The organism is Streptomyces sp. (genome assembly GCF_031178505.1).
GTDB lineage: Bacteria > Actinomycetota > Actinomycetes > Streptomycetales > Streptomycetaceae > Streptomyces > Streptomyces gulbargensis.
In genome coordinates this window covers 1-4,688 of record NZ_JAPSIW010000568.1, presented here as the reverse complement: position 1 = coordinate 4,688, position 4,688 = coordinate 1, and the positions used below count along the sequence as shown (strand labels likewise).

General features: G+C 75.6%; 5 protein-coding genes. 1 reads left to right on the top strand and 4 read right to left on the bottom strand.

Annotated features, from left to right (window positions below):
• From RIF68_RS27925 to RIF68_RS27910, 4 genes are all read right to left on the bottom strand, one after another.
• Positions 1-1,148, bottom strand: a 1,148-nt coding sequence (locus tag RIF68_RS27925) for a thiolase family protein (protein ID WP_309054072.1), incomplete at its 3' end; no start/stop codon positions are given.
• Between the two features lie 255 nt (positions 1,149-1,403).
• Positions 1,404-1,673: a hypothetical protein gene (locus RIF68_RS27920; protein WP_309054071.1), complete on the bottom strand. Its 270-nt coding sequence runs from the start codon at positions 1,671-1,673 to the stop codon at positions 1,404-1,406.
• Positions 1,674-2,045: 372 nt separating this feature from the next.
• Positions 2,046-2,216, bottom strand: coding sequence for a hypothetical protein (locus RIF68_RS27915; protein ID WP_309054070.1), 171 nt, complete (start codon positions 2,214-2,216; stop codon positions 2,046-2,048).
• A 95-nt stretch (positions 2,217-2,311) separates the two neighbouring features.
• Entirely contained in the window at positions 2,312-3,148 is an 837-nt protein-coding gene (locus RIF68_RS27910; protein WP_309054069.1) for a TIGR02452 family protein, read from the bottom strand.
• 264 nt (positions 3,149-3,412) lie between these two features.
• Between RIF68_RS27910 and egtA the strand changes: the two genes are divergently transcribed.
• Positions 3,413-4,672 (top strand): ergothioneine biosynthesis glutamate--cysteine ligase EgtA, encoded by a 1,260-nt coding sequence (gene egtA, locus RIF68_RS27905; RefSeq protein WP_309054068.1) that lies wholly within the window; start codon positions 3,413-3,415, stop codon positions 4,670-4,672.
• The last annotated feature ends 16 nt before the right edge of the window (positions 4,673-4,688 follow it).

The following is a 4,688-nucleotide window of genomic DNA, read 5'->3' as shown; positions in this document are numbered from 1 at the left end:
ATGCACAGTGCGGCGAGGCCCGTCCCGGAGCCGGCCGCGGCCAGCTGATGGGCGACGGCGCCGGCGAGCCGGGCCCCCGAGGCGCCGAGCGGGTGCCCGAGGGCGATGGCCCCGCCGCGCGGGTTGACGATCTCCGGATCGAGTTCCGGCCACTCGGCGAGGCAGCCGAGGGACTGGGCGGCGAACGCCTCGTTGAGCTCGAAGGTCGTCAGGTCCGCGAAGGAACGCCCGGCCTTCTCCAGGGCGCGCCGCACCGCCTCCACCGGTCCGAGGCCGAACAGCTGCGGCTCGATCCCGGTGACGGCGGACGCCCGCACGCGGGCGAGCGGCTCGCGTCCGGTGGCGCGCAGCCCTTCCTCGTCGACGAGGAGCAGCGCCGCCGCGCCGTCGTTGAGGGGGGAGGCGTTGCCCGCCGTGACGGTGCCGCCCTCGGGGCGGAAGGCGGGCTTCAGCTTGGCGAGCGCCTCCAGGGAGGTGGAGTCGCGGATGCACTCGTCCCGGACCAGGTCCACGCCCTCGTACGGCACGACCTCCCCGTCGTACAGACCCTTGGCCCAGGCCTCGGCCGCCTTCCGGTGGCTGGCCAGCGCGAAGGCGTCCTGCTGCTCGCGGGTGAGGGCGTGCTTGTCGGCCACGAGTTCGGCGCCCTCGCCGAGCGACACCGTCCAGTCGGCGGGCATCCGCGGGTTGGTCATGCGCCAGCCGAGCGTGGTGGAGTACAGCTGCTGGTGCCCGGCGGGGAAGGCGCGCTCGGGCTTCTGGAGGACCCACGGGGCGCGGGACATGGACTCCACGCCGCCGGCGACGGCGACGGAGGCGTCGCCCATGGCGATGGCGCGGGCCGCCTGGATGACGGCCTCCAGACCGGAGCCGCAGAGGCGGTTGACGGTGACGCCGGGGACGGTGACGGGGAGCCCGGCGAGGAGCACGGCCATGCGGGCCACGTCCCGGTTGTCCTCACCGGCGCCGTTGGCGTCGCCGAAGTACACGTCGTCGATCCGCTCCGGGTCGAGGGCGGGTGAACGGTCGACGAGGGCCTTGACCACGTGCGCGGCGAGGTCGTCGGGGCGCACCGGGGCGAGCGCGCCCCCGAACTTCCCGATCGGGGTACGGACGGCGTCGACGATGTAGACGTCGCGGATGCTCATCGGTTCTCTCCCACGTGGCCTGCGTGCTCTTCGGAACGACTCGGCGCGGTGCGCGCGCTGTTCGCCTGGTGAACAAATTTTCGCGATTCCGTGCGCGCAGAGTCTCTGCCCGGCGGACCCCGCTGTCAACGGGCCGCCGGGCCCGCAGGGGCGGTGACGGAACCGGTTCCGAAGGGGCGGGCGCCCCGGGGGCGGCCCGGGTCCGCGGGGCGGGCCAGTGCCGTCAGGCCGGGTCCGCGGGGCGGGCCAGTGCCGTCAGGCCGGGTCCGCGGGGCGGGCCAGTGCCGTCAGGCCGTAGTCGAGTTCCCGGCCGTCGACGAGCAGGGCCTCGACGGTCCCCGTCCCGGGGTCGATGTCGGCGACCATGCCGTGCCCCTCGTACATCGGGTAGCCCGACGCGCCCTGCCGCCCGGTCGCCTCCACGACCGCCGAGCGGACGGCGCTGTCGGCGACCGACGCCCTTCCGCGGTCCACGACGTGCTCCGGCACCAGAAGGATCTCGAAACGCTTCACGACTGTGCTCATACCTCGACGCTAAGCGGTCGGCCGGACTCCCGCCGGACGACCCGCGAGGCGAGCGGAAGCACCCGGGGCGGGGCCGGAGGGCACGCACGGCCGTCTCCTCCGGTACGGCGTTCCCCGCGTCCCGCGGGTGGCTCGCGTACTCGTCGCCGCAGGCGAAGGTGCCGTCGAGCGCCGGCTCCCTCCACCACCCGGCGCACCCGGGGAGCGCGGGGCCGCGCGGGGCCGGTTCACCCCGACCAGGGTGATCAGTACGTCCTGCCGCGGCTCAGCCCGGCGCGGCCGCCGTACCCGCCGGAAAGCGGCCGGGCCCGGGGGCCGACGACTCACCGCCGGTGCCCCCGGGCCCGTGTTCCCCGTACGCTTCCCGGGGTCTCAGTTGTGGCCGAACTTCGGCTCCTTGCGGTGGGCGGGCTGGTCGATGGAGGGCCTCGGGGTCTCTCTCGTGGGAGTGGTCCGGGACCGTTCCTTCTCGGCCACCGCCGTGCGGTGTTCGTGGCCGCCGGTGCGGGCGCCCTTGTTCACCCGGGTCTGTTTCTTGCCCACGGTGCTGCCTCCCGTGACGGGGTCGGACGGGGGTTTCCGTCCCCTCAGCCTGGCACGGGGCCACCGGCGCCGCACGTCCGCCGGGGGCCCGGGCTTCAGCGGGCCGGGACCGTACCGAGGACCCGCTGGAAGGCGGCGAGCGTCGGGGTGCCGGCGGCACGGTCGAGGATGCCGAAGACGACCTCGTCGAAGTGCCCGGCGAAGCGGCCCTCGCCGGTGAGCAGGGCCTTGAAGGCGCCGGCGACCTCGGCCGGGTCGTTGCGGAAGACCCCGCAGCCCCAGGCGCCGAGCACGAGCCTGCGGTAGCCGGCGGCGGCCGCCGTCTCGAGCACCCGCTCGGCGCGGGAGGCCAGGGCCGCCGGGATGCGGCCGGCCAGATGCGGGGTCTGCCGGCGCACGACACCCGCGTTGGGGGCGGGCGAGGTGAGGAAGCCGGCGGTGAAGGGTTCCGGGAGCAGCGCTCCCCGGTCGTCGCGGAACACCGGGACACCGGGCGAGTGGATGACCCGGTCGGTGTAGAAGGCGTCGCGCTCGGCCCGGTGGTGGTCGTAGTAGGCGGGGGCCCGCAGCAGGGTGACGTACAGGGCGGAGGAGCGGCAGAGCGCCTCCTCCTGGGCCTGGGCGCCGTTGAGGTAGCCGCCGCCGGGGTTGCGGGCGGAGGCGAAGTTCAGGACGGCGACGGGGCGGGCGGGGTCGGCTGTGTGCATCCGCCGGGCGGCGGCCAGGCTGCTCTCGGCGGTGACCTCGAGGGTCGTCCGGCGGTCGGTGTCGGGGGCGACGGGGACGGGTTCGGGGCCGTGGAGCCGGGTTCCGGCCAGGGCGGCGGCGAGGTCCTCGGCGAGGGAGACGGTCCGGCCGTCGGGGGCCTGGTACTCACCGGCGGCGACGATCTCCTCGGTCCGGCGTGCGATCTCGCGCAGTCGTGCACTCATCTGGCCAGGATGATCGTTTCCGCGGGTCCGGGACAAAGGGTTTTCCGCCGGGCGGCACGGCGGTCCGCGGAGCGCCGTCGCCGGTCAGGGCGTGCCACGGGCCGCCCGCGGCGACGGTGGGACGGGGCGTGGGATTTCGGCCGACCTGAGGCACGAGGGGCGCGCCGGGCCCGTGGGGGCGCCCTTGCACGCGGCCGGGCGGTGGCTTTAGGTGGAAGCAGCGACTCCCGGGACGATCCGGCGAGGACACGAGGAGGTGCACGGATGTCGTCGAACGCCACGGCACGGGGCGGCCCGCCCCTGACCGAGGAGGAGGCGGAGGCCCTGCTGCGGGGCATCTGTTTCAAGACCGGCCCGCCCCGGACGGTGGGAGCGGAGCTGGAATGGCTGGTCCACGATCTGCGTGACCCCCGGCGCCCGGTGCGCCCGGACCGGCTCGCCGCGGCGCTCGACTCCGTACGGGCCGTGCCCCTGGTGTCGGCCCTCACCTTCGAACCCGGCGGGCAGCTGGAGCTCAGCTCGCGCCCGGCCGGGTCCCTCATGGAGTGCCTCGACTCGCTCGCCGCCGATCTGCGCGCGGTGCGGGCGGCGCTCGACCCGTTCGGCCTCGGGCTGAGCGGTTACGGCGTGGACCCCTGGCACGCGCAGCGGGGCCGCGTCCTCCACGAGCCGCGGTACGACGCGATGGAGACCGCCCTCGACCGCACCGGGCCCGCCGGCCGGGCCATGATGTGCGACTCGGCGTCCGTGCAGGTCTGCCTGGACGCCGGTCTCGACCGGCCGGGGCCGCTGGGCTACCGGCGGCGCTGGGAGCTGGCGCACCTGCTGGGCGCGGTGCTCGTGGGGGTCTTCGCCAACTCGCCCCGGCACGGCGGGCGCACGACCGGCTGGCGCTCCACCCGGCAGGCCCTGTGGGCCGACCTCGACCCGCGGCGGGCGCTCGCCCCGCCGGTGGACGGCGAACCGCGCGCCGCGTGGGCCGCGCACGTCCTGGACACCCCGGTGCTGTGCGTGCGGACCGAGGACGGGCCGTGGGCCGTGCCGGAGGAGCTGACCTTCCGTACCTGGCTGCGCACCGGGCTCCCCCGGCCTCCCGTCACCGACGACCTGCGCTACCACATGACGACCCTCTTCCCGCCGGTGCGGCCGCGCGGTCATCTGGAGCTGCGGATGATCGACGCGCAGCCGGGACGGGACGGGTGGATGGTGCCGGTGGCCGTGACGACGGCGGTGTTCGAGGACGACCGGGCGGCGCAGGCCGTGTACGAGGCGGTACGGCCGCTGGCGCGGCGGGCCGGCGCGGCTCCCGCACCGCGCAATCCGCTCTGGGAGGCGGCGGCCCGCGACGGGCTGGCCGATCCCGACCTGCACGGCGCGGCCCTGGCGGTCTTCACCGCGGCGCGCGAGGCACTGCCCCGGATCGGGGCGAGCGAGGAGGTGTGCCGTGCGGTGGCCGCCTTCCACGAACGGTATGTGATCCCGGGGAGCTGCCCGGCCGACGAACTCCAGGTGGTGACGTCATGACCGAGATCGACACCGA

Bases quoted from the DNA above. Each gene is read 5' to 3' on its own strand.
- egtA (WP_309054068.1), top strand. From the start codon at position 3,413: ATGTCGTCGAACGCCACGGCACGGGGCGGCCCGCCCCTGACCGAGGAG.
- RIF68_RS27920 (WP_309054071.1), bottom strand. From the start codon at position 1,673: ATGAGCACAGTCGTGAAGCGTTTCGAGATCCTTCTGGTGCCGGAGCAC.
- RIF68_RS27910 (WP_309054069.1), bottom strand. From the start codon at position 3,148: ATGAGTGCACGACTGCGCGAGATCGCACGCCGGACCGAGGAGATCGTC.